General features: G+C 30.6%; 27 protein-coding genes. 10 read left to right on the forward strand and 17 right to left on the reverse strand.

The features are described 5' to 3' along the window. From FYJ26_RS03215 to pepF, 3 genes are all read right to left on the reverse strand, one after another. A partial coding sequence (locus FYJ26_RS03215; RefSeq protein ID WP_195837842.1) for an IS256 family transposase occupies positions 1-586 on the reverse strand: 586 nt, incomplete at its 3' end. Between the two features lie 355 nt (positions 587-941). Next, positions 942-1616: a CPBP family intramembrane glutamic endopeptidase gene (locus FYJ26_RS03220; protein WP_154539547.1), complete on the reverse strand. Its 675-nt coding sequence runs from the start codon at positions 1614-1616 to the stop codon at positions 942-944. 497 nt (positions 1617-2113) lie between these two features. Next, the gene (gene pepF, locus FYJ26_RS03225) at positions 2114-3913 is read right to left on the reverse strand and encodes an oligoendopeptidase F (protein ID WP_154539549.1); all 1800 of its coding nucleotides are present in this window, start codon (positions 3911-3913) and stop codon (positions 2114-2116) included. Between the two features lie 70 nt (positions 3914-3983). On the opposite strand from pepF, the gene FYJ26_RS03230 reads away from it, so the two are divergent. Beyond that, positions 3984-5225, forward strand: coding sequence for an aminopeptidase (locus tag FYJ26_RS03230; RefSeq protein ID WP_154539551.1), 1242 nt, complete (start codon positions 3984-3986; stop codon positions 5223-5225). 309 nt (positions 5226-5534) lie between these two features. Here FYJ26_RS03230 and FYJ26_RS03235 read toward each other — a convergent pair whose 3' ends face one another. Genes FYJ26_RS03235 through FYJ26_RS03245 form a run of 3 tightly spaced genes read right to left on the reverse strand, consistent with a single transcriptional unit; the run spans position 5535 to position 8143 of the window. Beyond that, positions 5535-6392, reverse strand: a complete 858-nt coding sequence (locus FYJ26_RS03235) for a class C sortase (protein ID WP_154539553.1) — start codon at positions 6390-6392, stop codon at positions 5535-5537. Beyond that, complete coding sequence (locus FYJ26_RS03240) at positions 6367-7245, reverse strand: class C sortase (RefSeq protein ID WP_154539555.1); 879 nt, start codon at positions 7243-7245, stop codon at positions 6367-6369. Before FYJ26_RS03240 ends, FYJ26_RS03235 begins: the two co-directional genes overlap by 26 nt. After that, entirely contained in the window at positions 7232-8143 is a 912-nt protein-coding gene (locus tag FYJ26_RS03245; protein WP_154539557.1) for a class C sortase, read from the reverse strand. The genes FYJ26_RS03240 and FYJ26_RS03245 overlap by 14 nt, the downstream gene beginning before the upstream one ends. A gap of 134 nt (positions 8144-8277) precedes the next feature. On the opposite strand from FYJ26_RS03245, the gene FYJ26_RS03250 reads away from it, so the two are divergent. The 4 genes from FYJ26_RS03250 (at position 8278) to FYJ26_RS03265 (ending at position 10123) form a co-directional block, all read left to right on the forward strand. Then, positions 8278-8460 carry a DUF1659 domain-containing protein gene (locus FYJ26_RS03250; protein ID WP_154539559.1) on the forward strand — a complete coding sequence of 61 codons (183 nt, stop codon included), beginning with the start codon at positions 8278-8280 and terminating at the stop codon, positions 8458-8460. A gap of 14 nt (positions 8461-8474) precedes the next feature. Next, a complete protein-coding gene (locus FYJ26_RS03255) occupies positions 8475-8705 on the forward strand; it encodes a DUF2922 domain-containing protein (RefSeq protein ID WP_154539561.1) in 231 nt (76 codons plus the stop codon). 210 nt (positions 8706-8915) lie between these two features. Continuing rightward, complete coding sequence (locus FYJ26_RS03260) at positions 8916-9446, forward strand: sigma-70 family RNA polymerase sigma factor (RefSeq protein WP_154539563.1); 531 nt, start codon at positions 8916-8918, stop codon at positions 9444-9446. A 191-nt stretch (positions 9447-9637) separates the two neighbouring features. Then, entirely contained in the window at positions 9638-10123 is a 486-nt protein-coding gene (locus FYJ26_RS03265) for a hypothetical protein (protein WP_154539565.1), read from the forward strand. A 45-nt stretch (positions 10124-10168) separates the two neighbouring features. Here FYJ26_RS03265 and nagB read toward each other — a convergent pair whose 3' ends face one another. The 6 genes from nagB to FYJ26_RS03295 all read right to left on the reverse strand — a co-directional run bounded on the left by nagB (position 10169) and on the right by FYJ26_RS03295 (position 16200). Continuing rightward, positions 10169-10891: a glucosamine-6-phosphate deaminase gene (gene nagB / locus FYJ26_RS03270; protein ID WP_154539567.1), complete on the reverse strand. Its 723-nt coding sequence runs from the start codon at positions 10889-10891 to the stop codon at positions 10169-10171. Between the two features lie 66 nt (positions 10892-10957). Next, positions 10958-12313, reverse strand: coding sequence for a PFL family protein (locus FYJ26_RS03275; protein ID WP_154539569.1), 1356 nt, complete (start codon positions 12311-12313; stop codon positions 10958-10960). A gap of 2 nt (positions 12314-12315) precedes the next feature. After that, positions 12316-12585 (reverse strand): ACT domain-containing protein, encoded by a 270-nt coding sequence (locus FYJ26_RS03280; protein WP_154539571.1) that lies wholly within the window; start codon positions 12583-12585, stop codon positions 12316-12318. A gap of 511 nt (positions 12586-13096) precedes the next feature. Further along, a complete protein-coding gene (locus tag FYJ26_RS03285; RefSeq protein WP_154539573.1) occupies positions 13097-14953 on the reverse strand; it encodes a PTS mannitol transporter subunit IICBA in 1857 nt (618 codons plus the stop codon). 10 nt (positions 14954-14963) lie between these two features. After that, positions 14964-15521 (reverse strand): 6-phospho-3-hexuloisomerase, encoded by a 558-nt coding sequence (gene hxlB / locus FYJ26_RS03290; protein WP_154539575.1) that lies wholly within the window; start codon positions 15519-15521, stop codon positions 14964-14966. Next, the gene (locus tag FYJ26_RS03295) at positions 15511-16200 is read right to left on the reverse strand and encodes a ribulose-phosphate 3-epimerase (protein WP_154539577.1); all 690 of its coding nucleotides are present in this window, start codon (positions 16198-16200) and stop codon (positions 15511-15513) included. The genes hxlB and FYJ26_RS03295 overlap by 11 nt, the downstream gene beginning before the upstream one ends. Before the next feature lie 143 nt (positions 16201-16343). Here FYJ26_RS03295 and FYJ26_RS03300 point away from each other — a divergent pair, with 143 nt between their 5' ends. Next, on the forward strand, positions 16344-17090 hold the full coding sequence (locus FYJ26_RS03300) for a DeoR/GlpR family DNA-binding transcription regulator (RefSeq protein WP_154539579.1): 747 nt from the start codon (positions 16344-16346) through the stop codon (positions 17088-17090). A 46-nt stretch (positions 17091-17136) separates the two neighbouring features. On the opposite strand, the gene FYJ26_RS03305 is transcribed toward FYJ26_RS03300, so the two are convergent. From FYJ26_RS03305 to rbr, 3 genes are all read right to left on the reverse strand, one after another. Beyond that, the gene (locus FYJ26_RS03305; protein ID WP_154539581.1) at positions 17137-18294 is read right to left on the reverse strand and encodes a mannitol dehydrogenase family protein; all 1158 of its coding nucleotides are present in this window, start codon (positions 18292-18294) and stop codon (positions 17137-17139) included. Positions 18295-18296: 2 nt separating this feature from the next. Beyond that, positions 18297-20204: a PTS mannitol transporter subunit IICBA gene (locus FYJ26_RS03310; RefSeq protein ID WP_154539583.1), complete on the reverse strand. Its 1908-nt coding sequence runs from the start codon at positions 20202-20204 to the stop codon at positions 18297-18299. Between the two features lie 129 nt (positions 20205-20333). Continuing rightward, a complete protein-coding gene (rbr, locus tag FYJ26_RS03315; protein WP_154539585.1) occupies positions 20334-20927 on the reverse strand; it encodes a rubrerythrin in 594 nt (197 codons plus the stop codon). Between the two features lie 215 nt (positions 20928-21142). Here rbr and FYJ26_RS03320 point away from each other — a divergent pair, with 215 nt between their 5' ends. Then, positions 21143-22417, forward strand: a complete 1275-nt coding sequence (locus FYJ26_RS03320) for a glucose-6-phosphate isomerase (RefSeq protein ID WP_154539587.1) — start codon at positions 21143-21145, stop codon at positions 22415-22417. Positions 22418-22890: 473 nt separating this feature from the next. Here FYJ26_RS03320 and FYJ26_RS03325 read toward each other — a convergent pair whose 3' ends face one another. Continuing rightward, positions 22891-23679 (reverse strand): hypothetical protein, encoded by a 789-nt coding sequence (locus FYJ26_RS03325; protein WP_195837843.1) that lies wholly within the window; start codon positions 23677-23679, stop codon positions 22891-22893. A 147-nt stretch (positions 23680-23826) separates the two neighbouring features. Here FYJ26_RS03325 and FYJ26_RS03330 point away from each other — a divergent pair, with 147 nt between their 5' ends. Further along, the gene (locus tag FYJ26_RS03330; RefSeq protein ID WP_326831238.1) at positions 23827-23961 is read left to right on the forward strand and encodes a hypothetical protein; all 135 of its coding nucleotides are present in this window, start codon (positions 23827-23829) and stop codon (positions 23959-23961) included. Positions 23962-24262: 301 nt separating this feature from the next. Here the strand turns inward: FYJ26_RS03330 and FYJ26_RS03335 are convergent, their stop codons facing one another. Further along, the gene (locus FYJ26_RS03335; protein ID WP_154539589.1) at positions 24263-24913 is read right to left on the reverse strand and encodes a hypothetical protein; all 651 of its coding nucleotides are present in this window, start codon (positions 24911-24913) and stop codon (positions 24263-24265) included. Positions 24914-24980: 67 nt separating this feature from the next. Here FYJ26_RS03335 and FYJ26_RS03340 point away from each other — a divergent pair, with 67 nt between their 5' ends. After that, complete coding sequence (locus FYJ26_RS03340; RefSeq protein WP_154539591.1) at positions 24981-25859, forward strand: hypothetical protein; 879 nt, start codon at positions 24981-24983, stop codon at positions 25857-25859. A gap of 143 nt (positions 25860-26002) precedes the next feature. Then, a complete protein-coding gene (locus tag FYJ26_RS03345) occupies positions 26003-26575 on the forward strand; it encodes a GNAT family N-acetyltransferase (RefSeq protein WP_154539593.1) in 573 nt (190 codons plus the stop codon). Positions 26576-26688 lie beyond the last annotated feature (113 nt).

Raw genomic sequence — 26688 nt, forward strand, 5'->3', positions numbered from 1 at the left:
TTTCTCTATTTCCTTTTTCAGTTGTTCCTATTGCAATATGACAAGCTTTTGATACTACACGATTGTTTTCCCTTACTTTTATGTAGACCACATCTACAATTAGATACGGAATTTTTAGTTTGCTTAAGTCACTATTTCTCCATAGCTTTACTTCTTCGTCAAGCTCTTTAGTTAAAGATGATACAAAGGATTTAGAATATGTTTTACCACACATATTTTCTATCACCTTGGATACTTTTCTTCTTGATACTCCTTGAACATACATTTCTAGCATGGTTGAAAGTAGTGTTTTTTCATTTCTTTGATATCTTTCAGATACTTCTGTTGAGAATTTACCATCTCTTGTCCTAGGTACTCTTAAAGTTAATGTTCCTATTTTGGTTGTATAGTCACGTTCATAGTATCCATTACAGTAGGTGATTCTGTTAGGATCTCTTTGATAGGCTGTATTTTCTAAATATTCATCTTTTTCCATAAGTTCATTAAAAACTTTTGTTAAGATAGATTTGGCAATTTTATTATCTACAGATTCATTAATTAAATTTTGTATTTCTTCTTGATTAATTGTAAAATGTAATTGGGTCATTTGTTCCTCCTAGTTGGTTTTTGTGGTTAAAAACATTGTACTAGTTTGGGTTTTAAATGACCTTTTTCTTTTTACACAATTATACGGACTCTATCATTTTATTTTATCATATTTTTAACAATATGACTATATTATTAAAATGAAACTGCAATATTTTTATTTATCATTTGATTTTCTTGTGAACTAACTTTATTAATTAAAGTAAATATTTTATATGCAAAAATTCTAAATTTTTGCTATAATAATAGTGTAAATTATCGAATATATTTTAGGACTTATATGATTTCTATATTATTCGTTAATTACCATAATCAAAAAGAAGATCTTCCCCAAAATTTGAGGAAGGTCTTCTTTTTTATAAGGCAAAGTATAAAATAACTACTGATATTAAGTTCCATAGGCTATGAAGATAGGCTGAAAGTCTTAGACTATTTGTAAGGTACCTAACCATAACTAGGACAAAACCTAGAGAAAAATAGACTAAAAATGAGTAAAGGTCTGTAGGAATATGCATTAGGGCAAATACTATATTTGCAAGTATAAGCGATATAATATCTCTTAGGTTTTGGTCGTTTTTTTTAAAGATTTTTCTAATTATACCAGGAAAATACTCCCTAAATGTGTATTCTTCTACAGCTGGAGCAAGTAGTACCATGTAGGCTATAAGAGCTGGTGAAAAGTTTAAGGCTAACATATTTTCTATGGCTTCTTGGTTTTGTGATATAGAAGCATTTGATCCAAATATCATACCTAATAAATAAGATAATGTAAGAATTGATACAAAGCCTACCACTAGAACTTTTAAAGTGTTTAATACCCCCATCTTGTTTTGGTGTCTTCTATAAAAAATAAGATAGAAAATTAAGGTAAAAAGAGCGTATCCTACTGTTATAATAAAAACTATATCTCTACTCATTCCCATCATTATACTAGTTATAGCAGGTGTTGAGCCAAATAATATAAGTAAAATTAAAAGAATAAGTCCAATTATCCTATATTTTCCTATAAATCTTTTTGATAAATATTTCATAATACCCCTTTCATTTTCGTTAATACTAGATATTTACCCTAAATTTTATTGATTAGCTATTTTTATATTTTCTTGTATTTATCATTATAATCAAACTCACTAATGTTTTTTTGATAATTGACACATTTTGAAAAGAAAATCTAAAAATATTCATACTTAAATTCTATCGTACAATTATTATTTTTTAATATATTACTTTTAGTTCTTTCTAAGTTTCTAGCTATTATCTCTTCATATTAAGATTTTATGTCTTTGTTATTAATATCTTTAATATTTTCCTTAATTATCTCATTATATTTTACCTTAAAACTTGGATTTAATAATATATAAGACCACTTTCAAAGTATGTTCAATATATTTAATGCTATTCTTATTTTTCTTTATTTCTTATCATAATAAAATCTACATTTCTATATTGCTATAATATATATCAAGGCACAAAAAAAGAAGGGAAGATCCCCTCTTTACAGTATTTTAATACCTTATTTTATTTGCAATTATTCATATAGTCCAATTTTTTGGCAAAGCTCATCTATTTTGTCTATTATTTCACCTATAAAGTCAATTGTATCTTCTAGGGCTTTGGTATTTGTCATATCTACTCCTGCTTTTTTAGCAAGATCCATTGGACTTAGAGTTGAGCCTAAGTTTAGAACTTCTCTCCATCTTTTTATATCTTCCTTATCTCCATGGATTAACTTTTCTGAAACTTGAGTTCCTATGGTAAGTCCTGCTGAGTAGGTATATGGGTAAAGTCCCATATAATAATGAGGTTGTCTCATCCATGTAAGTTCAGATCCATCTACAAGTTTGACATCACTTCCCCAGAACTCTTCTAGTTTTTCTCTAAAGATTTGGTTTAAGTCATCGCTTGATAGACTTTCTCCCTTATCTACTCTTTCATAGACTTCTCTTTGGAAAGCTGCCTCTAAAAAGTGAGTTACAAAGTTGTGGTAATAGGTTTTTGAAATCATTGTATCCAATACCCAAAGTTTTTGCCTATCATCTTTGGCGTTTTTAAGTAGATATCTTTCCATAGTGATTTCATTGGCGGTTGATGGACTTTCTACAAAATACATTGATACGTTAGTGTTTAGAGCGTCTTGATTTTTGTTGGCATTTTCAAAGTGTCCAGCGTGTCCTAGCTCGTGGGCAAGGGTCATTACTTGACTCATGTCCTTGTTGTAGGTTGTCATGATATAGGAGTGAACTCCGTAAGGAGTATCACAGAAGGCTCCAGTTCTTTTGCCTTCATTTTCTGCATAGTCTATCCATCTTTCTGAAAATGCTCTCTTAAGCATTTCTACATAATCATCTCCCAAAACTTTTAGACCATCAATTATATAATCTCTCGCTTCCTCTATTTCAATTTCTTTAGAAAATCCTGAATCAATGGAAAGTTTAAGGTCTGCATAAGTCATTTCATCTAATTTATAGACTTTTTTGATGATATTTGCATACTTTCTCATATATTTTGGAAGTTTTGCCATAATTGTGTCTATATGATTGTCATAGATTTCTCTTGGTATATCTTGGTAGGATAAAAGCATATCAATTACAGAATCAAAGCCTCTAAGTTTCGATACTATTTTCTCATTTTGCACTTGAGTATTATAGATAGCACCATTTCCTCTTTCATATCTTCTAAGGGCATCGTGGTAGTTTCTAAAAGCTTTTCTTCTTACTTCTGTGTTTTTATCAGCCTCGAAGTATTCTTCAAAGTTGTTGTGATTAAGATTTATCTTCTTACCATCAACTTCAATTGGATCTACTTTTATATCTCCATAACGCATGGAAGAATATTCACCATAAGGTGCATCAAATGTTGGGGCAAGTTTTGATAAAACTTCTTCTGCACTATCATCTAGAATATGGTCCTTTTTATCTAGGATTTTTTTAAGGTAATAGTCATAGTCTGGATTTTCTTTTCTAGTTTTATTTACTATATCTTCATCAATTTTTGTCAATAGTCCATCAAAAAATGTAAGATTTGATCCTATATCACTAGATATAGTACCAAATTTGGCATATCTTTTTTGAGGATGTGGGTCGTTTGCATCAACTTCTGTTGAGATTCCAGCAAAAGATCCTAACCTATGAAGTCTTGCCACTATATCTGATAGACTCTTTAAGGCCCTTTTTAATTTTTCACTAGAGTCTATCTCTTTAAATTCTTCTTTGAAATCTTCACTTAATTTTAGGGTGTTTTCTAATTCATCATAGAAAGCTTTGTCATTTTCAAATATATCTTCTAATTTCCAAGTTTCTTTTACATCAACTTCACTTCTTTTTTTCATAATTTCCTCCTAACTATCTATATTCCATTATACCCTTATAAAGGAGTATAATGAAAAAAACGGAGGTATTATGACTATAAATTTAAAAAAATTAGAAAATTATGCAAAACTTGCAGTAGAATTTGGTGTAAATGTTCAAGATGGTGAAGATGTTTTGATAAATTCTTCTATAGAGGATCCCTCTCTTGCAAGATTTATCACAAAATATGCTTATGAAAGTGGGGCTCGTAAGGTTAGCATAAATTGGAAAGATGAAGAAATCATAAAGCTTGACTACACATACCAAAATCAAAAAACTTTAAATGAAGTTCCAGACTATATAATAGAAAAAAATATCTATCAACTAGAAAAACATAGGTCTAATAGGATTTCAATTATTGGAGATGACCCAGATTTATTAAAAAATTTGGATCAAAAAAAGATAGCTGAGGCTGTAAGGGAGAATTCTTTAAAGCTTAAAGACTTTGTAAAATATACTATGAACGATATGGTTTCATGGCTTGTTATAGCCTATCCTACCAAGAAATGGGCTAAGAAAATCTTTCCCGAACTAAAAGAAAATGAAGCAGTAGATAAGCTTTGGGAATTAATTTTTGACGTAAGCCGTATAGATGAAGACTGGAATAATACTAAAAAGAATTGGCAAGACCATATAGAACTTTTGAATGAGAAGGCAAGCTTTTTAAATGCTCATCAGTTCGATGAAGTTTGCTACAAGTCTTCTAACGGAACAGACCTTAGGGTAAAACTTCCTAAAAATCATATATGGATGTCAGCATCATCAAGAAATGAAAAGGGAGATACTTTCTTGCCAAATATACCAACAGAAGAAGTTTTCACCTCTCCTCAATATGATGGAGTAAATGGAAGACTTGTTGCAGTAAAACCACTTGTATATAATGGGGTGATTATAGATAAGTTTGAATTTACCTTTAAGGATGGACTTGTAGTAGACTTTAAGGCAGAAGTTGGATATGATACTTTAAAGGAAATGCTAGAATCCGACCCAAATGCTAAAAGACTTGGAGAAATCGCCCTTGTACCATACCATTCTCCAATAAATGAATCCAATGTCTTATTCTTTAATACACTTTTTGATGAGAATGCCTCATGCCATTTCGCCCTAGGTAAAGCCTATCCTACTACTATAAAGGGTGGTACAGAAGTAGCTGACGAAGATCTGCACACCATAGGTCTAAATGATTCTTTAATCCATGAAGACTTCATGGTGGGAGCAAAAGATCTAGATATAAAGGCCTACAAAGATGGAAGAGAATATCAAATATTTACAGATGGAAATTGGGCTAAATAAACTTAAGAATAAAAACTGAAGTTCTTTTTAAAAAAATAGCGAATTTCTATCTTTTCATGATTGTAAGCTAGTCTTAGAAAATTTCAAAAAAGTTTAATTGATATTTGATACCAAATCATCATAAAGTATTTGTAATGGTTTTTAAAGATTAATTCATTATAAAATTATCGATAAACTAGCAATTATTGGTATTTAGCTACTATTATTTTTATGTAATATATTTCCTAGATTATTAATATATGTATTTAATATAAAAAGTAGATGAACTTTTTAAATTCATCTACTTTTTATATAGCTTGACTTAAATTTTCAGCTAATTTTTCGATTTTTTATAAGTTTTATTATCCTACTTACCACAAAAATAATAAGAATAAAATCTATAATCATAAATCCTACATAAATATAATTTGTTATCTTTACATTCTCACTTACTTCAATTTTTTCTGTCTTTTGATTTTCTGTAGGATTTTTTTCATCTTCTACTCTTCTTGCATTTACCAAAAGCCTATTTGGCCTTGGCCAAAAAAATGGATGACAGGTAAGAAGGGTTATTATATCTTCTCCCTTTTCTATTCTTAAGCTTTCCCAATCAAAAGGACCAATTACTTCTTTTGAAAATACTTTGTATGTTAGAGTCCTATCAGCTCTTTTTATATAAATTAAATCTCCATTTACCAAATCATCTGCATATAAGAGCATGGTATCTCCCCACCATCCCCTATGGCCTGCAAGGACTGAACGTGTTGATTCTCCTCCTACCGGGATTGATGAACCTGATACTTGTCCCAATCCCCAGGCTATATGGTCATAGCTTGCATCTAGATAAATTGGAATTACTTTTCCAAGTTTTGGTATTTCTATATAAGCAAATATATCATCTGGATTATCAAGAATTGATTTAGACCCGAAGTCCCCTACTTCAAATGGATCTGTCATTGATATGTCAGAATCTTTTATAGTTTCATTGTATGCTATAGCTCTTTTTTCTACCTCGTCTAGGATTTCTTTATCTTCCTCTGCTTGAGATTTCAATACTTTTTCATAGACCATTTTGTTTTCTATGTCGGAGTAGAATCTTTTTGCAATAGGAAAGGCTAGTATTATAAGACCTAGAAGTATTATTATATAGCCAAATATTTTCTTATTTTTCTTTGAGTCTTTCTTCAATATCTTTTACCTCCATGTTCATCTTTTTTTGACGATGTTTTTCTCTAATATAGGTTAGAATGGTAAATAAAAGTATAGGGATAAGAACTAAAAATAGTTGGTAGAAGTCTGGTCTTATCTTTGGGGTGTTGGCACTACCATCATCTATTGCCTGAGCATAATCTATTCTTTCTCCTCTTACTAAAAGCCTATGTGAATTTATCATATATGGTGTACAGGTAAGAAGGGTTGCATAATCTTTTTTATCAACTACTAAAATAGGATCAAAGTTAGTAGGCTCTACTACTTGAATTTTATCCACCTTGTAGGCTAAAGTTTCTTTTATATTGTGGATATAGAAAATATCTCCCTCTGTAAGTTGATTAAGATACCTAAATAAGACTGCGTTAGGAAGACCTCTGTGAGCTGTGATTACCGTATGGGTGGAATCTCCCCCTATAGGAAGCGAAGTTCCCTCAAGGTGACCTGCTCCCTTTTCAAGAACATCATCGCTTGTTCCTGCATATATTGGGATATCTACTGCAATTTTTGGTATTTCAATATGCCCTAACATCTCATGGACTTCAAGCATTCTTGCATAGTCGGCCTTAGCTTCTTTTACCTTTTCATCATAAGGGTCAGAGATTATAGATGGATCTAAAGTTTGGTTGTAAACTCTCGCTAATTCCATCCTTTTTTCTAGGTCTTCTTTGCTTACATCATCCTTAGCCTTTTTAAATTCTATGATTTCATCTTTGGCCTCTATCTCGTAGAATTTTTGGCTTATAAAAGGATAGGAGAAGATAAGAAAACCCACTAGGAATATGAGTAAAAAAGGTAGATTTCTTCTTATGTCTTTTTTACTTAACTTCATCATCTTTACCTAAATTTTCTATTTGGTTTTTGATTTCATCAATTTTTTTACTTGTCTTATTATTTTCTTTCCTTAGTTTTCTTATTCTAAATAGGAGAATTATTATAATAATAAGGGCTATAAAGAATAGAATCCTAAATATCCAGTTGGTTTTGGCTTCTTTAATCAATTCTTCATCTACACTTTCTACATATTCTACCCTGTGACCTCTTACTAAAAGTCTATGTGAATTTATCATAAAAGGAGTACAAGTAAGTAAGGTTGCATAATCATGTCCTGGAAAAATCATAAGATCTTCAAAGTTTGTAGGCTCTATTACTTTGATTTGATCAACTTGATAGGCAAGGGTTTCTTTAATATTATGTATATAAAACTTATCTCCTATTTTAAGTTGGTCAATATTTGTAAATAGAGTCTTTTCTGGTAGACCTCTATGGGCTGTAAGGACTGTATGAGTGTTGTTTCCACCTATAGGAAGAGAGGTTCCTTCAAGGTGGCCTACACCAATTTGTAATACATCTTCACTAGTTCCTGCATAGATGGGTAGGTCTTGATTTATCTTTGGTATTTCTATATGACCTATCATTTCCTCTACTTCGAGCATTCTTGCGTACTCCCTCTTGCCAGCTTCTTGTTTTTCCTTAGCAAATGGATCTTCCGGTACAACTCCTGATAGAGCATCATTGTATGCTTTTGCAAGACCAATTCTTCTATCTATTTCTTCCTTATCAATCTTTGACTTACCTTGGTTAAATATTTCTACTTGTTCCTTTGAATCTAAGGTATAGTACCATCTTGATATTATAGGATAAAGAAGAACCAATATCCCTATTAGAAATATCAGCTTCCATAATATATCTTTTAATGTAATTTTTTTCTTTTTTTTATTCTTACTCATTAAATCACCTATTTTAAAGTCCTTGTTTATTATATCTTACACTACTTGATAATTTTAATAAAGAATTTTTGTAAATATATAATTTCAGGACATTTTCTTCTTTTGCTCTATCTATAAGTGAAAGGAGATAAGATATGAAAATTAGAATATTATTTAAAATCAATGATGGTGCAGAGGAAAAAAAGATTTCTAGAACTTTTTCAAATTTAAATGAAGCATTAAGTAATGAAAATCTTAAAAACTTTGCCCAAGCCTACATGTCACTTACTGACATTACTGCTTATACAGTAGAAAAAATAACAAGTAAAGAAATATAAGGAAGGAGTAAAAAATGGAAAATAGAAAATTAAAATTAGGATTTAAGGATGACTTCAATAAGTCAAAGACCATATCAGTTGACTATCCAAAAGTAGACCTTAACAATCAAGAAATAAGGACTGCTATGGATAAGATTATAGAAAGCAAGGTAATAGAAACAAAAGATGGCAAGATAAGTAAAGTTGACAAAGCCTATATAGAAAGAGTTTCAAGAGACGAAATCAATGTAAATGAAATAATTTAAGTAAAGCTGGCTTAGGCCAGCTTTTTAAATACTAAATTTAAATAAAACTTATCAGTCTTAATGGAATTTAAGGTCTATTATTTTAACCTTAAAGTTCTTTTAGGCAAATAATAAAGTCCTAAAAGGACTTTAGCAAATTAAACTTTTATATAAATTTCCTATAGACTAAGTATGTCGACAAATAAATAGCGATCGCAGTAAGGAAATTTTATGAAAATATGTATAGAAAACTTGGATGCGATTATAAGAAAGTACAAACCACTTATCATAAGCACTATAAACAAGTTTCCAATCTATGATAGGAATGAAGCCTATATCAAAGCTTATGACTTTATCCTTAATATAGTGGAAGACTATGATGAGAAAAGAGGAAAATTTGGAGGCTATATAAAATATAGACTATATTATTACTTTCTAGATATGAGTAAAAAGAAAGAAGCAATATCCCTAAATGATAAAGATAAAAAGGGAATAGAACTAATAGAAAATCTTAAAGATAATATAGACATAGAGAAAGATTTGATTAAAAATGTCGAAATAAAAGTATTAAATGATGCAATAAAAAAGCTTAACAAAAGACAAAGAGATATAATCTATCTAAAATACAACAAAAATTTCTCCCACAAGAAGATAGGAAGTTTATTAAATATTAGCCCTAAAACTGTAACTAATATTCATGGTGATATTATATATAAGCTAAGAAGGATTTTACGTGAAGAAGAGATTTTAGAAAATTTTTAGTTTTTTATAAAATTTCATAAGTTCTAAATAGAGGAATTAAAGCTTATAATTAATTTTTTGATTTCATTAAAATAATTTCATCGGAAATTCTTTTATTAAGATATAAAACAAGCCAATAATTGACTAATAAGATGAAATATAGTACACTTAATGTCTAGAGAAGACTTTCTTCTGTGGGGAAAGGAGGCTTTATGGACAATATTATCGCCATCTTACCTATTGAAATCAAAGGTTTTGGTATTGGCTGTGAGGTCTATTATACATCTCATATTGTAAAAGATAAGAGATCATGTGAACTTTTTTTGAAACATTTGTGTGCCAAAAGGGCTATTTCTGTAAAACTTATGCACAAAAGAATGAAAGATATCTTGAAAGTTTCAAGGAATTTACCTTATTTTATTGATTCCTTCAATGTATTTTTTCCCTTTAAGATAAATGAAACTGACCATGATAATCTTAGGAGAGCTTTTGTAAATGCCTTTTATGTTGAAAATATCAAAGATTCTACTATTTTTCTCAAAAATGGGTCTACCCTTTCAAGTCTTAATAAGGATAAGTCCTTAAAAAATAATTTTAACCATGCAAGTAAGGTGATGTACATGGCCTTAGCTAAAGAATCTACTAACTTTAAAAAAAGGCTTGAGCTTTATCAAAGTCTTAATATACTTGATTTTTAAAAAACAGGCTCCCTCAAAAAGGGAGCCTGAAATCTTAGATAATATTTATCCTTCATATGCTTCTTTATCTACAAATAAATAGCAATTTGGGTGAAGGTGTAGTAGGCTTGCTGGGAAATTTGTGTCAATTTTATCATCTTCTATAATTTTCTTTACAGCATCAAACTTATTTTTTCCACTTGCAAGTACAATTATGGTTTTTGCATTGAAAGCATCTGCCATTCCCATTGATATTGCGTATTTTGGAACATCTTCTTCTGATTTAAAAAATCTTGAATTTGCCTTTATAGTTTCATCTGTAAGCTTAACTATAGATGTTCTTTTGTTAAGTTTGTCAGCTGGTTCGTTAAAGGCTATATGTCCATTGTTTCCAAGTCCTAGTATTTGAATATCTCTAGGTCCCATTTCATCAAGAACTTTGTCATATTCTTTAGCATATTTTTCGTCATTTGTATCAGCCTTTGGTAGGTGGGTATTTTCTTTTTTAATATTTACCTTATTAAATAAGTTTTCATCCATAAAATATTGATAAGATTGTTCATTTTTTGGGTCAATTCCTACATATTCATCAAGGTTTACTGACTTAGCCCAGTGGAAAGATATTTCTCCATCTTTTTGTGCTTTTACTAAATTTTCATAAAGTCCAACTGGTGTTGAACCTGTTGCAAGTCCTAATTTTGATTGTGGCTTTTCTACTAAAAGGCTTTTAAATAAGTCTGCTGCCTTTTTGCTCATCTCTTCATATGAATCACTTACTATAACTTTCATATAAAATCCTTTCTTTATTTATTTGTTTCTTTTTATATTTTACTGGTTATTGTTTTTTTTTAAATGCTAATTTTTAAATGAATGAACTGGAGCTGGTATTCTTCCACCACGATTTATAAAATCAGATGAAGAAGACTGTCTTATATCCATAATTGGAGCATAACCTAATAACCCACCAAATTCGGCATAGTCACCACACTTTTTGCCATAGACAGGAATTACTCTTACTGCTGTTGTTTTTTGATTAATAACACCAATTGCTGCCTCATCTAAAATCATAGCTGATATAGTAGAAGCCTCAGTATCTCCAGGGATTGCTATCATGTCAAGTCCCACAGAACATACACTTGTCATAGCTTCAAGTTTATCAAAGGTCAAATGTCCTGCATCTGCCGCCTTAATCATAGCTTCATCCTCACTTACAGGAATAAAAGCTCCTGAAAGTCCTCCAACAGATGATGATGCCATAAGACCTCCCTTTTTTACTGCATCATTTAGCATAGCAAGAGCTGCTGTTGTTCCATGTCCCCCAACATGCTCTATTCCTATCTCTTCAAGTATTCTTCCTACGCTATCTCCAATAGCTGGGGTAGGTGCTAAGGATAAGTCAAGGATTCCAAATTCCTTGCCAAGTCTTTTAGCTACATCACGACCAATTAAATCTCCCATTCTTGTAATCTTAAAAGCAGTCTTTTTGATAGTTTCATAGACCTCATTTATTGGTTTTTTCTTATCTTTTTCAATAGCAGCCTTGACAACTCCAGGTCCTGATACACCAACATTTATAACAGTATCAGCCTCTCCTACCCCAAGAAAAGATCCTGCCATAAATGGATTGTCCTCAACTGCATTAGCAAAGGCTACAAACTTTGCACAACCTAGAGAATCTTGGTCTTTGGTAAGTTTGGCTAAGTCTTTAATTCTCTCTCCTATAAGCTTAACTGCATCAAGATTAATACCTGCTCTTGTAGATCCTACATTTACAGATGAACAAACATAATCAGTAGTTGAAAGGGCGTGTGGAATAGAGTTTATCAAAATTTCATCAGATTTTGTCATAGATTTTTGAACAAGGGCAGAAAAACCACCGACAAAATCAACTCCAACATCTTTTGCCACCTTATCAAGAACTTCTGCATATATCGTATAATCATCCAAAGCTGAGCTTGCTGCAACTAAGGAAATAGGTGTTACTGAAATTCTGTTATTTATTATAGGAACTCCATATATCTCTGATACTTTTTTGGTAGTTTCAGTGAAATTCTCACATTCTTTCATCATCTTTTCATAGATTTTTTTGGTTGATTTCTTATAGTCACTATCGGCACAATCAAGAAGGTTGATTCCCATAGTAATAGTTCTAATATCCAAATGCTCTTGGTCAAGCATCTTTATTGTTTCAATAATTTGCTTAGTATCCATAACTAAATCCTTGCCATCTTATCAAAAAGTTCTTCGTTTTGGAGCCTTAAATCAAGGCCAATCTCCTTAGAAAGCTTCCCTATAGCCTTATTTACATTTTCAAAAGAATCATTAGACTCTTTTAAGTCAACATTTAAAATAGCAACAAACTTATCATCCATAATAGTTTGACTAAAATCTAGGATGTTGATATTGAACTTAAAAAGTAGTTCAGAAACCTTATATACAATACCCGGTTTGTCATTTCCAATCACTGTCAAAATTGCTTTCATAATATTCTCCTATTTTTCCAAAGTTTCTACTAGAACTATTTTAGCATAATAAAGTGAAATTTAAAACAAGCTTTTTAGACCCATTATTAAAGGGACAAAATGAACATCCCTTTTGTCCCATGTTATAAACTATTCTTATTAAAAAATCTCATTTTAATTATGCATATGCCTATAATAATTAAAGAGAATTTGTTTTGGTGCACTTGAATCTAAAGCTTTCCCCCACCCGCATAGCAGATGTTTTTTGCTTTACTATATTCCATTTGCTCAACTAACTTAAGTGTACAATAAAAAACTGCCATTTGGCAGCTTTTCTGTAGACAAAGTACTTTGAAATTTATTATACACAAAACTTCTTACATCTAGTTAAAGAACAGAACATTACTTTAACTTAAGTAAATAGTAAAGGAAAGTCCCTTTATATCTAAATTAATTATATAGTAAAGAAAAACTTATTAGCTTTATTCATTAATTTACTCTCTGCAATAAAAATTTGTCTTTTTTCAAATTCTTATTTATTCTCTTTTGTTAGGATTTCGTAGATTTCGTCTCTATTTGCATTTTCTACAAGATTATTTACTACTTCTTCTGCATTGATTTTATTTGCTACGTTTGCTAGTATTCCTATGTGGTCATCGTCTTTTCCAGCTATTCCTACTATTAGTTTTACAAGCTCTCCGTCCCAATCTACTCCTTTTTTACTAACTATAACAACTATTCCAGATTTTTTTATAGATTTTTTAGTTTCACTAGTCCCATGAGGTATGGCAAGACCTATACCAAAGTGAGTTGGAGCTTCCTTTTCTCTTTGAAGCATACCAGCCTCATATTCCTTATCTACATAACCTGATTTTTCCATAAGTTCTTGAACTTTCTTTATAACTTCTTCCTTACTAACAAATGTTTCATCAAGGATTATATTTTCTTTTTTTAATATTTGCCTATAAGTTTTATTTTTCATTTTCTTTTCTTCAAAGCTTTCATAATACTTGCCTTCTTGATTTTTAATTTCGGATAATAACCTATCTAAATTGACATCATTAAGATAATTCTCTATTGTTATAATATTATAATTTCCAAGTTTTCTTTTTGCCCTGTCATACAGGTTTTTGTGTAATACAACTACATCATAATCACTTGGAACTTCTTCTATGGTAAAGTTTTTAACTTGAATACTGTTTATGTTGTTATCTTTTAGCATTTTTGCAAATCTTGATGCTCCCATGGCAGATGAACCCATTCCAGCATCACAAGCAAAGGCAACTTTACTAATTTTTCCTGTGATTTTCTTATTTTGTTTCATTTCTTTAGTTTGAGCTTCATATTTTCCTATATTTTCTTCGCTTTCCTTGCTAGCTTTAAGAATTAATGATGTAACTAAGAAACTTACAAGAGTTGCTACAAAAACTCCTAATATAACTCCAAAGTAGTTTCCTCTTGGGGTTAGGGCAAGGTAGGAGATGATTGAACCTGGTGATGGTCCCGCTGTTAATCCAACTCCTAGTATGTTAAAGATAAAGGTTCCTGACATTCCACCTAAAATCATTGCTATTATTGTGATAGGTTTCATCAATACATATGGAAAGTATAGCTCGTGGATACCACCTATAAAGTGGATTACTATAGCTCCTGGTGCTGATTTTCTAGCTGATTCATTGCCAAAAAGGGTATATGCTAGTAAAAGTCCTAGACCTGGTCCTGGATTTGATGCCACCATGAAGTATATGGATTTTCCTGTAGCAAGGGTTTCTTGCATACCTAATGGGTAGTAGATACCTTGATCTATTACGTTATTGAGAAATAACACTTTAGCTGGTTCATTTATCACTGAAAGTAAAGGTAAAAATCCTGTTGATACTAATACTTCGATTGCCTTTGTTATTAGAATATTTAACGATTCTATAAGTGGTCCTATAAATAAATAAGATAGAATCATTAGGATAAAGCCTAAAATACCAATAGCAAAGTTATTAACTACCATTTCAAAACCAGACCTAATCTTATTTCCAAGTAATGAATCTACTTTTTTCATGATATAGCCACCAAGAGGTCCCATTATCATGGCCCCTAGAAACATTGGTATTTCGGCTCCTATTATAAGTCCCATTGTTGCTATGCTACCTAGTACTCCACCCCTTTTTCCACCTACCATGGTTCCGCCAGTATTTGCTAAAAGTAATGGTAGGAGGTATTTAACTGATGGAGCAACAAGGCCTGCCAATTTTTTATTTGGAAACCAACCTGATTCGATAAATAGGGCTGTTACAAGACCCCAAGCTATAAAGGCGCCTATGTTTGGTAAGACCATATTTGTTAGAAATCCACCAAATGACTGAACTCTTCCTCTAATTGATATTTTTTCTGACATTTCTTACTCCTCACTCAAGATTTGCATGGTATTGCCATAGTTTGACCATATCGATATTTTTGTCATTAACTATTTTCAAAGCTATAGAATCACCTAGTATTAATAACGCTTGTTCAAACAAACTTGTCATAGGTTGCTTGCTTAGAAGCTCATCTTTTAGATTTAATTTAGTATTTGTTGGTATCCTAAGCATGATATCAGTATATTCTTTCATGCTTGAATTAGGGTTTGAACCTATGTAACAAACCATTGCTCCTATCTCTTTTGCCTTTTTTGCTATGCTTAAAGGATAGAGACTTTCTCCACTTCCTGAACCTACTATAAGCAAATCGTTTTCAGAAATAGCAGGCTCTGTTATCTCCCCAACTACATGACAGCTTACACCAAGGTGGGATAGCCTTTTGGCTATAGCCTCAAGTGAAAGCTTAACTCTTCCTACACCTACAAAAAATACCTTCTCAGACTTATTAATTTTTTCTATTAACTCATCAACTTGTTTTTCATCAATTTTTTCAAATAAGTTGGATAACTCACCCAAAATAATTCCATAAGATTCTTTAAAGTCCATTTTCTGCCTCCTTTATACTTTTTATGATGTTTTCCCTATTTTCCTTAAGATTTAAGCCTTTCTTATACAAACTTTTTGAACCTAAAACCAAGTCTCTTGCACCATATGATATATAGTCATTAAACTTATCAGTACTTACCCTTCCATCTAGTTGTATTTTTGCCTTAGAGTTTGATCTATCAATCATTTCTTTGATATTTTTAATCTTCTCTAGACCATATTTTATTTGCCCTTCATTTTTGTTTGTTGCATAGCCTGGATTTATCATCATAATTAAGACAGAGTCTAGTTGGTCTATTACGTATTTTAGAACACTTTCATCCCTCGCAGGTGTAAGGGCAACTCCTACTTCTATGCCTGCATTTTTTACTATATCTATATATCTTTGGACATGAACTGATGTTTCTTCATGGAAGCTAATCCTATCAACATTTAAGTTAATCATCTCTTTTATAAAGTATTCGTTGTTGACACTCATTATATGAACATCAATATACATATCAGTATATTTTCTAATTTCTTTTATTGTTTCAAGTCCAAGTGGCATAGATGGGGCAAAAGCTCCATCTATAACATCTATGTGTAGCCTATCAAAGCCTGATTCTTTAAGCTCATCAATGCTTTTTTCAAGATTTAATAAGTTAGCACACATTATGGATGGTGATAGTAAAGTCTTCATTTGTGCTCCTTTTTTTTGCGTGTTTATGCTGTTTTATCTTATATTACCATCGTAAACACGCATTGTCAAGCATTTTCCTGTATTTTTTTGCATGTTTGCTTGATTTTTTAGATAATCTAGGTAAATTCTTATTAGGAGAATATATGTTAAAAGCTGAAAGACAAGAAAAGATTATTGAGATTCTCGAAGTTGAACACAAGGTTATAGCAAGCGAGCTAAGTAAAAGGTTTGACGTTTCAGAGGACACTATTAGAAGAGATTTAAAAGAATTAGATAATTTAGGAAAACTTAAAAGGGTTCACAGTGGAGCTTTAAAGATTGGACCAAAGATTACCAATTTTGAATATAGATCGAAGATTGGTCAGGAAGAAAAAAAAATCATGGCTAAAAAAGCACTTCCATTTATAAAGGAGAACTCCCTTATAGTTATAGATGGTGGAACTACAAACAACACCCTTATAAATCAAATTCCTCTAGACTTTAAGTGTAAGATTATTACAAATTCCATACCTATAGCAGTGAGTCTTAACAACCACAAGAATATAGAGTGTATAGTCTTGGGTGGAGACTATGACAAAAGAACTATGAGTAATTTCGGACCAATGACCCTAAAAGAACTTGATTACTTTGTTCCAGACATTTATATAATGGGAGTTTACAATATTAATCTCGAATATGGTGTAAGTGTAAATACCTTTGAAGAGTCTGTCATAAAAAAGAAAATGAGTGATATTTCTACAGATGTCTTATGTATGGTTACAAAGGATAAGCTTGAAACTGTGAGCAATTACAAGCATACGAACTTAAAGGATATAACTTATCTTATAACATCTAATTGGGAAGATAAGTTTAAGAAAAAATATAGAAAATTTATTGAAAAGGTAATATAAATAATTAAAATATCCAGACCAAGTGGCCTGGATATTTTTTATGTTTTTAGTCTATTTTTTCATATTCTTCAACTATTTTTTCAAATAGTCCACTTCTTTCGTCTTTTTTGATTTCTGCAAAGTGTTCAATGGCCTTTTCTATGCCATTTTCTTTGATATAATCTTGTATTTCTAATGCTTTTTCATCTTCTTTGTTGTCATATTTGAATGCATAGGCTATGGCTTTAGCAAGATAATCATATTCTAGATTATTGTCATAGGCTGATATTGCAGGACTTACTAGCCTATCTGTTTTACCTAGCTTTCTTTGTGGATCTCTTGCAACTCTAGCTACTTCATCATGGCTTGCTGTCTTTAGAAATCTATTTAATTTTGATTCTTTGAATTTATCTAACTCTACTTTATCAAATCCATATTTTTTGATTAGTACTTTTGATGATTCTTCCATTAGTTTTTTAACATCCGAAAGAATTTCTTCATCTCCGAAGGCCTCATCCATCATTGTGTAGCCTTTATAGTAACCAAAGTAGGATGTTGCTGCATGAACTCCGTTTACTAGGAAGAGTTTTCTTTCTAGTTCTTCGTCTATGTTTTGGGTGTATTCAGCATCTTTTATTGGTTTTGTTGTTGAATCTTTTAGTTTTGTTTGTTCAATTACTGCTTCGAAGTCGTCTGAAATTTCTACTACTGACCTTCCATCTACTGTTTTATTTTGTACAATTCTGTCTGTTACTGTGTTTGGGAAAGTTGCAAGGCTATCTACTTCTTCTTCTGTTAGACTTGTGTTTTGTAGTAGGTGTCCTTTTAAGATATCACTTGCTCTGAAGGCATTTTCAAAGGCCATTATGTCTACTTTTGGTGTAGATGGGTCTTTTTTTTCAAGGCCTTTTGCTATAATCTTTGATGTTGAGTCTAGGTTTTCTACTCTTACTGAGGTTGTTATGATATCAGCTTTTGTAATTGCTTCATAGATTTTTTCAAGATCTTCATCTTTACTTGAGCATAGGGCTGATACATTTTCAAGTTTTATAGCTTTATTTTCATGATCCATTAGTTCTAGACCTACATATCCATCTTCATTGATTTGGTCTACTATTTTGTCAAATACATCTACAAATATGAGTTTGTAACCTGAGTCGTGAATTATTTTTCCAAGTAGCCCACGACCTATGGCCCCTGCTCCAAATTGAATTGCTGTCTTCATATTTATTCTTCCTCTCTTGTTAAGATTTCATATATCTCATCTTTATTGGAGTTTTCTACTAAGGAATTTACTATCTCTTCTGTGTTGATATTATTTGCGACATTAGCAAGAATTCCTATATGATCATCACCTTTTCCAGCTATTCCTACTATTAGTTTTACTAATTCTCCGTCCCAGTCTACTCCATTTTTACTTGTTATTACTACAAGACCTGATTTTTTTATCTCTTTTTTAGTTTCATTTGTTCCATGTGGAATGGCAAGACCTATGCCAAAGTGGGTAGGGGCTTCTTTTTCTCTTTGAAGCATACCAGCTTCATAACCCTTATCTACATAGCCTGATTTTTCCAATAATTCTTGAACTCTTTTAATGGCTTCTTCTTTATTTTCAAATGTTTCATCTAAAATTATATTATCCTTTAATAAGATAGTATTTTTCTTTTCTTCTTTCAAGTCAGCTATTTTTTGAGTTTCTTCTTTTACTTCTTCTTTGTTCTCAACTTTTGCTGTACTTTTTGCTTCTTTAAGCCTTTCTACAACTTGATCATATTCTGGAGCTTGCATGAAGTTATTTACTGAAACATGTATTGCATTTGGAACGATTTGTTTTGCACGCTCTGTAAGATCTTTATGGGTTACTACAAGGTCTACATCTTTTGGAAGATTGGCTATAGCTACATTTGTTATATCTATTCCTTCTAATAATCCTGCTTCTTTTAGTTTTTTCTTTAAGATGCTTGCTCCCATGGCTGATGAACCCATTCCTGCATCACAAGCAAATCTTATCTTTGAAATGTTAGCAAATGACTTTTCTTCGTTTACTATTGCTGTTTCTTTTCCAGATTTATTAGCTTTTACATCTCCCTCTGCCTCATCTAAACTTTTTGAGCTTTTAGAAGTTCTTAATATTACTGAACCTATAGCAAAAGAAATGACTGTTGCAACTAGAAATCCTAGGATTGTTGCAAGGTAGGAGCCTTTTGGAGTCATAGCAAGCCAAGCTAGAAAACTTCCTGGTGATGGGCTTGCTACAAGTCCACCATTAAGGAGTTCAAGAGTAAAGGTACCTGAAGCTCCTCCCACTATTGTTGCAAGGATTAGTTTTGGATTCATAAGGATATATGGGAAATATATCTCATGGATTCCACCGAAAACTTGAATTATAGCTGCACCTGCCGCTGATGATTTTTCTCTTTTATTACCAAAGATAGAATAAGCAAGAAGAACTCCTAGTCCTGGTCCTGGATTTGATTCAATCATAAATAGGATTGATTTTCCAGTATCTGCAGCTTGTTCTAATCCTATTGGTGTAAAAATACCATGATTTATGGCGTTATTTAAAAATAGGATTTTTGCTGGTTCTATAAAGATGTGAACTAAAGGCAAAAGTGATCTTTCTAATAAGAAATTTATTCCAGCTGCAAGTAAGCCAGTTAGACCTGATATAAGAGGTGCTACAATTACATATGATAAAAGGGCTAAGCCTAAGGCTAAAAATCCTGCAGAGAAATTGTTTACAAGCATCTCAAAGCCTTCTGGAACATGTCCTTCATAAGCATCTTGAAGCTTTTTAAGTAGCCATCCTCCCAAAGGTCCTAAAAGCATGGCAGCAACCAGCATTTTTTCTTCTCCTGCTGCAGCTATTGCTCCCATTAAAGCTACTACCCCTACTACTCCACCCATTTTAGGATTAATAAGGTTTCCACCTGTATAGGCTATAAGTGCTGGTATAGCATATCTTAGAAGTGGATCTACTATCTTGTTGAAATTTTCATTTGGTAGCCATCCTGCTGGTATGAATAAGGCCGCCATAAATCCCCAAGCAATAAGTGCCGCTATATTTGGCATTACCATGCTTGAAAGGAATGATCCAAAGTTTTGGACTCTAGATCTTATACTTTTTTCTGTCATAGTCTCCTCCTTTATTTATTTATTATAATTATACCCAATAAATAAATTAATAACTTAAAAAAAAAACCTGCCTATAGGCAGGTTTTTTAATGAAAGATTCTAATTTTTATTCTTTAAATTCTTTATTAATTAATAATTAAAGTTTGCAACCTCAAAGAAATCTTGTGGATGTTTACAAGCAGGACAAATCTTAGGTGCTTTTTTACCTTCGTAAAGGTATCCACAGTTCCAACATTTCCAAATTACTTTTTCTTCTTTTTCAAATACTGTTCCATTTTCAATATTATCATGAAGTTTTTGATATCTATCTCTATGAGCTGCTTCTACTTTAGCAATATGTTCCCAGCTTCTTGCTATTTCATCAAATCCTTCTTCTCTTGCAATTTTTGCAAATGATGGATACATATCTTCAGCTTCTTCGTTTTCTCCATCGATTGCACCTTGAAGATTTGTTAATGTATCATGGTATACAACTGGAAATGCTGTATAATCTGGGTTTAATTCGATTGCATCAAGTTTAAATTCTTCTTTAAGATATTTATAAAATTGTTTAGCATGAACTTGTTCGTTTCTTGCTGTTTCCTCAAAGATTTGTTGAATTTGAACATATCCTTCTTTTTTAGCGATTTTTGCAGCAATTGTATATCTCATTGTTGCTTGTGATTCACCAGCAAATGATGTAATTAAGTTACTTGCTGTCTTTGTTCCTTTTAATGATGTCATTATATGTACTTCCTTTCTCTTGCGTTACTCAAATACATGTTCTTGTCATCTCTACATTAATTACTATATACCTTTCTTTAAAAATGTCAATAATGATTCTAAAGTTTTAATCATTCTAAAATAATGAAAATTATTATCATTATCAACAACCTTTTCCTTTATTTTTTTTATAATTGCTCATATTTTGGGTATAAATAAAAAAAGGAGGATTTGTAATGAATATAGATTTTACTAATGTTGACCTTACAGGTCTTGACTCTTACAAAGACAAAAGTCTCGATGCATTCAAAACTTTAATCGAGAAAACAGGAGAAGGTAGTGACTTTTTAGGTTGGATTGATAGGCCAGTTGACCTAGATATGCAAGAATATGAAAGAATAAAAAAAGCTAGCAAGAAAATCCAAACTAATTCCGATGTACTTGTAACTATTGGTATAGGAGGATCTTACCTTGGAACAAAAGCTATAGATTATGCTATGGCAGGCTATTTTAGAAGAGAAAATGGTACTCAATTAGTATATGCAGGACATCAACTATCTGGCGAATACCTCTATGACCTACTTGATTTTCTAAAAGAGAAAGAATTTTCTGTAAATGTCATTTCAAAGTCTGGTACTACGACAGAACCAGCTATCGCTTTTAGATTTTTAAAGGAAATGGCCGAAGAAAAATATGGTAAGGAAGAAGCTAAAAATAGGATTTTTGTTACAACCGACAGACAAAAAGGAGCTTTAAAGGATTTAGCTACTAAAGAAGGTTATGAAACTTTTGTTGTACCTGATGATATAGGCGGAAGATTTTCAGTAATTTCGGCAGTAGGTCTTCTTCCTTTATGTGTAGCTGGAGTTGATATAGACAAATTTGTTGATGGTTTTAAAAATGGTCGCAAAAAATATACTATTAATTCATTCGAAGAAAATGATGCTATAAAATATGCAGCTATTAGAAATATGCTTTACGAAAATGGTAAGGATATAGAAGTTTTAGTAAACTATGAACCTAAACTTAAGTATATTTCAGAATGGTGGAAACAATTATTTGCAGAAAGCGAAGGAAAAGATGGCAAGGGACTTTTCCCAGTATCTGTAAATAACACTACAGATCTTCACTCCCTAGGTCAAATGATCCAAGATGGCAAAAGAAATATATTTGAAACAGTTCTTAAGGTTCAAAAACCAGATAAGGATATTACAATTAAAGAGGATTCTGATAACCTAGATGGTCTAAATTATTTAGCAGGAAGAGACCTTTCTTATGTAAATGAAAAGGCCATGGAAGGTACAATCTTAGCCCATATCAAGGGAAATGTTCCAAATATTCTTCTTACTATAGATGATGTATCTGAAGAAAGTTTGGGAGAACTTTTATACTTCTTTGAAGTAGTTGTTGGAGTAAGTGGCTATATGCTTGGAGTTAACCCATTTAACCAACCAGGTGTAGAAGAGTATAAAACCCAAATGTTCAAACTTTTAGGAAAACCAGGATATTAAATAAAAAAATAAGACCTCAAAGACTCTTTGAATTAGAGATTAAATAAAAACTAAATTAGGAAGTCTTTAGGTGGCATGATAAAAGGCTATGGGTTTATGATTCATAGCTTTTTTCTTTAGTTATATAATAATTAATATCTTCTAATTACTTGACTAATAGAGGAATGTATAGGAATATGTATAGAAAAGTGAAGGAGAAAAACATGAAAAATCAAGAATTAAAAAGACAAAGCTTTATAGAATATACCTAAGAAAAATCAAAAAATTAAAGACGTACTTTTAGATATGGCTAAAGAACACTCATATGAAATTAAAGAAAGAGGAGACCTTGAAAGAAAAAATAATGATGCAAAAGATTTTCTAGATATACCAATTTGATCTTTAAAGAGAATGCTTAAAGAAGATTATGAACTTGGAAAGATAAATTCTTAAATAAATGAAAAAGGCCATGAACGAATCATAGCCTTGAATTATTACATATCTTTTATAGAAGATTTTATATGTTCTCTTTCTTCGTTTGAAAGATTGTATTTATCAAAAAGCTGTTTATCAATTTCATTAATAGATTTTGTCCAGTCGATATCTGACTCAGAAGTAAAATCTTGAAGTGGAACAAATCTATATACTATTTGAGTAGTGTTTTGAGATGATTTAACCAAAGTAACCATAAATCTCAAGAATTTACTTTCTAAATATTTTTTAAGATTCTGTGCTTCTTCGATTGTTTCAAACTTTCCAATTGGTATTAATGAATCCGTACAGGCAGATTTTTTCTCGCCGATATATGGTTGACCAATCACCTTTTTATCAGTATGAGGTGCTCCAGCAGATTTTGATATGAAAACTTTATATGAGTTAAAAATGTCAACATTCTTCTTTATTTTATCTTCTATGATATACCTTATTTCATTAGCTTTACACCTGAGTTCGCAAGCACCTTTGAACATATAAATTGATGCTACTTTTTCCACAACACTTTGTTTCCCAATAATTCCGAAGGCATTTCTTCCTTTAGTTATTTCAGTTAAAGGACGAAATTCTTCTTTTTTTACTTTTTTTAGGATGCTAAACTGATATTCGTCTGTAAGTATTACATCTATTCCTTTTATAAATAGTTCTCTTTTTTTATGAATACTATTGCCATTTGTATGCTTTATAAAATCTAATTCACCAATATGTTTATTTGATGATATAAAATAGCAAATCCCCCCTTTAATTTCTACAGAATTAAAAATGTCATTAGTATCTTCAGTCAAGTCCATAATATTGTGTAAAATTTACTAGCACAATTTGTATAGTTATTCTATAATATTATACCAGTTTGTACAAACTAATTTTCACATTAATGTGAAATCATTCCTAAAATTTGTAAGGAAGTACATGATATTAAAGAACTTAATCCAGAAATAATTAGAACTTTTGTAGATGAAATTCATGTAGAACAATCAGAAAAAGTTCAAGGAACAAATCTTAAAAGACAACAATTTGGTTTTATTGGAACTTCATCGGTAAAATCGACATATAAAAACCGGCATAAAGGTTAATATCTTCATGCCGATTAAATTTAATGGAATTAATCCCTAATTAAAATCCACAAATGGATCTTATTTTTACTTTCTTGTAAATAAAAGCATAAAAGGAAAAATTCATCTTTATATTAATTAAACACAAAATAAGAATAAATATATAAAAATAGGACTGTTGCACAATGAATCAATCATTTAAAAATCATCACAAACTCCTCCACTATTATTTGACCTCCATAAGCGGCAGGCTATTATAAGTTGTCTATAAATAACTTGTAATGATATAACAATAGAAATTCATATTTTTGCAACAGCTCCATCACTTATTTTTGTCAGCATATTTCAAAGCACCACCTAAAATAGCATTAATGAAGTCTCTTGATTCGTAGATTTTATAGTAGCTTAGTTTCTTATCTAAGATAAGTTTAGCTGTATTCTCTTCTATAGTTTGGTTTTCATTTGAAAGTTCTCTTACAAAACTTTTATGAAGATTTTTGTCTTTTGGGTTAAGGGTGTCAAATACATCTATGTAGCAAACATTTTTGACGTCAACTTCTACTTCAAGTCCATCACTTACCTTTTTTATATCTTTTACTGAAACTTTGAGATTTGCATAATTTGCCTTTAAGAATTCTTTTTGTTCAGGCAATTCACTAGAATATGATTCAGATAAGACTTTGTTGATTTTACTAACCTTATCAAAATACTTCTCTTGAGCTTTTATATCTTGTTCTTTTATACTAAGTACGGCCTTATCAATAGACCTTTGAGGAGTATTATAGAATTTTTCATATAGGAAAAATGGAGATATAATAAGTATTCCAATGACTAAAAGCCTAATGATTCCATTTCTTTTATTTTTCTTTTTTCTTATATTTTTTCTTTTGTTCCTATCATGTTTTTGATAGGGAGAAGTTTTTCTTTCTCTTGATTTTTCAGCGAAAATTTCACTTCTTTTTTTCTTAGCCATGATTTATCCTTTTAACAAATAATTTTCTTTTAAATCCCTATTATTATATAATTAAAGTGGTGATACTATGAAAAAACAAAAATTAATAATAGCAGATATATTGGCTCTTATTTTAAGCCTTATCATGATATATTTACCCTTATTTACAAATAAAGAAACTTTTTCCTGGATATATTATTCATATATTACGGCTTATTTTGCATCCATTTTTTCAAATACTAAGGATAGAAAGGTCCTATTCTTTTTCATTCCTCTTATATCTTTAAGTTTTATAAGAGCTTATATAATAGGATTTGACCCTACTAAGCCTAGAATTTTACTTAATAATTTATCTGAAATAATTGCATCTAATTACAAAATAATATTGCATATATTTATATTATATCTAGTAGAAAGGATTTTAACAAAAGTATTTGGAGCCTACTTTACAAAAATATGTGGGATAATATTATTTATCCTTTATTTACTATGCTTTAATACATCTTATCTTAAAGGTTTAAGTCCTTTCAATAAATATATGTTTTTTGGCTTTATATACTTTATCTTTGCAAGAATTAACCCTTCAAAAAAGATAAACCCTTATCTTTACATAATAGCTTTTCTTATCTTTATAATTGAAATTTTTATTATAGATAAGACTAAGATTTTTATAGGATTTTCTATAGGTTTTCTACTCTTAACCTATCTTATTTTAAAGGCTGATATATATGAGATAGGCTTTGAAAAGTACTTTTTAAATTCCCTTTTGTATCTTTTTGTACTTATTAAATTTCTTTTAGAAAATCTTTTATATCTTTCTAATTTAAACCTATATATTTCAGCTACTATAATTTCATTTTTTATAAGCATAATTTTTTACCAATTTAGGATAAAGATTTTTGACTATCTTTTCTTGGGAGTTCACAAAGATAATGCTAAAATAATAAAAAGTAAAAAAAGAGCCTAGTTATTGAATCTTAATTTAGATTTTAAAAAAATTATTCGAAAAAGTATAAAGCTATAAGTATAATCTATGGACTTTTAATGTGCTATTAATTTTTAAATAAATAGCATAAAAGCTTTAATATAATTTAAAAATTGGGGGATATTATGAATCCAGACATAAATATTACTGGTATAAGATTAGAAACAAATTCGCTTATTCTAAGACCTTTTAAAAAAGATGATCTTAAAGATTTTAATGAATATGCAAAAATTCCAGGTGTTGGGGAAATGGCTGGTCGGACTCATCACGAATCTATAGAAGAGTCATCAAAAATTTTAGATATGTTTATTAACGGAAAAAAGACTTTTGCTATAATCAAAAAAGAGACTGGTAAAGTTATAGGTTCATTTGGCATAGAAAAATATAAGGAAGAACTTGTTGGAGAAAAATATAAAAATTTAAAATGTAGAGAAATAGGCTATGTCTTAAGTAAGAATTTTTGGGGTAAGGGCTATATGACAGAAGCAGGTCATGCAATCTTGGAATATTGTTTTGATACTCTAGAACTAGATGCAGTATTTTGTGGATATTTTAAAAAAAATACTCAATCAAAACGTGTAAGTGAGAAGTTAGGTTTTAATTATTTATTAGAGCATTTCTTCTACACTAAATATGGAACTAAGGAGCAAGCAATATTAACTGTAATTCATAATAGCCAATGGAGAAAACAGCTTTAGATATTTTGTTAAAGTGATTAAGAAGACTATAGGAGTGTTGCCTAATATTAACTTATCAATTAAATCATCACTTTTAATTTGAGGAATTTCTTGTTACTTGGGATTATTTATAG

Source organism: Anaerococcus porci, from assembly GCF_009696575.1.
In the GTDB taxonomy this organism is placed as follows: domain Bacteria; phylum Bacillota; class Clostridia; order Tissierellales; family Peptoniphilaceae; genus Anaerococcus; species Anaerococcus porci.